We start from the raw sequence: 1,661 nt of genomic DNA, 5'->3' as shown, positions 1-1,661 counted from the left end.
CTACCACATCGATCTACCCGGCCGCGGCCATCCTGCCTAACCCACACATCAGGCAGGAGAGCCCCTTTTTGTCGCCCGGACGGCGATGGAGTCCACGACGGCACGGGACCAGTCGATCTCGGTGATCACGTTCAGCCGGTGCAGGAACTGCTGGTGCAACTGTTCCCACAACCCGGACCTGGTCCACTGCGTGAACCGACGATGCGCGGTGGCTCGGCTGACCCCGAACAGGGCGGCGGGTAGCTTGCGCCAGGAGCAACCGGCCTGGACCAGGTACACGATCGCGGCCAGCACGGCCCGGTCATCGGCGCGGCGGTTGCCGCCGCCCTGCGGTCGAGCCGCCGCGACAGGGATCAAAGGTTGGGCCGCCTGCCAGAAATCGTCCGGCGCCCACGTGCGGATCATGTCATCGACATCGCTCACGGAACAAAGATCATGCCCCAGATCATCATCCGTCCATCTGAGACACCCCGTTAGGCGTGGCGCCGTCCGGGCCGACATAGACCCAGTCGTCGGTCACAAAGCTGGCGACCCGAGGCGCGTCGTTGCCGATCAGCGCCTCATCCCACGCCGCCGAAACGGCGCGAACCTCATCTTCGAGTGTCATCTTCCCTCCGCTGGCTGGCCATCGTGGCTGCTAACCCTGGCTCCTGGCTGGCCGTCCCGCCGTGTGCCGCTTTCCAACCGCTTCGATTGATGAAAACGGGTTGAAGTCGCCGACGTGTTGATCATCCACATGAGACGGGGCTCCGGGTAAGACGACGGGTTGTCGAAGCCTATACGTCTCGATCGAGGAATGCGGAACCCCGACAGCGGAGCCGAGCCGGTGTGACCCGGCTCCGCTGCTGATCAGTACGGGCGGAGCGACGTGAAGAACTGCCTCAACTCGCCGGCGAGCAGGTCCGGCTCCTCCAGCGGCATAAAGTGTCCACCGCTACCGGGCTCACTCCAATGCCGGATGTCGGTGCAGGCCCGTTCGGCGATCTCGCGTGGGAAGTTGGCCATCGACGGTTCGCTGCTCACGGTGAACGCGGCCGGCACCGTGATGTCGGGTCGTGGACTGTTGTGTTCGAAGTCGAAGTACTGCCGGAACGAGGAGCCGATCGTGCCGCTCGCCCAATATAGGGTGATGATCGTCAGCAGGGTATCCCGGTCGAACCGGCTTTCCAGGTTCCCGTGGTTGTCGCTCCAGTCTCGGTACTTGTCGACGAGCCAGGCGGCCAGTCCGGCCGGCGAGTCGATCAGCGCCGCGGCGACAGTGTCCGGTCGGGTGCCCATGATGGCGCTGTAGCCGCCGTCAGTTTCGTCGTAGGCCGCGTCGGCGTCGAGGTATGCCTGCTCGGCGGGCGACAACGGGTGGGAGTCGAAGCTGTCTGGGAACGGTGGGTGGATCATGTGAATGCCTGCCACCTGCTCGGGATACAGAGCGCCCAGCCAACCGGTGACCACGCCGCCGACGTCGCCGCCAAAGGCGCCGTAACGCTGGTAGCCAAGGACGTCGATCATCAATAGGTGCAACGTCTGCGCCATGGCAGCGCGGGTGAGCCGACCCTGCCCCAGCGGAACCTGTCAAGATCAATGAGACAAGATCTTTTTATTTCGTCTGTTGTGCGGCCGTCTGCAGTGCTGGCCGATTGATCCAAACCGCGGAGGGCAGTGGC

Annotated in this window: 3 protein-coding genes; all 3 read right to left on the bottom strand. The window is 64.5% G+C overall.

The genetic code is table 11. The features are described from left to right. Nucleotides 1-48 precede the first annotated feature (48 nt). Nucleotides 49-423, bottom strand: a complete 375-nt coding sequence (locus tag V6V89_RS41295; RefSeq protein ID WP_334625199.1) for a transposase — start codon at nt 421-423, stop codon at nt 49-51. 25 nt (nt 424-448) lie between these two features. Next, nucleotides 449-607 carry a hypothetical protein gene (locus tag V6V89_RS41290; RefSeq protein WP_334625198.1) on the bottom strand — a complete coding sequence of 53 codons (159 nt, stop codon included), beginning with the start codon at nt 605-607 and terminating at the stop codon, nt 449-451. A gap of 242 nt (nt 608-849) precedes the next feature. After that, nucleotides 850-1,530 (bottom strand): hypothetical protein, encoded by a 681-nt coding sequence (locus V6V89_RS41285; protein WP_334625197.1) that lies wholly within the window; start codon nt 1,528-1,530, stop codon nt 850-852. Between the last annotated feature and the right edge of the window lie 131 nt (nt 1,531-1,661).

Origin of the sequence: Micromonospora sp. CPCC 206061 (assembly GCF_036906915.1) — a bacterium.
Classification (GTDB): Bacteria; Actinomycetota; Actinomycetes; order Mycobacteriales; family Micromonosporaceae; genus Phytohabitans.
The sequence above is the reverse complement of the archived record's forward strand: the minus strand, read 5'-3'. Positions and strand labels throughout refer to the sequence as shown.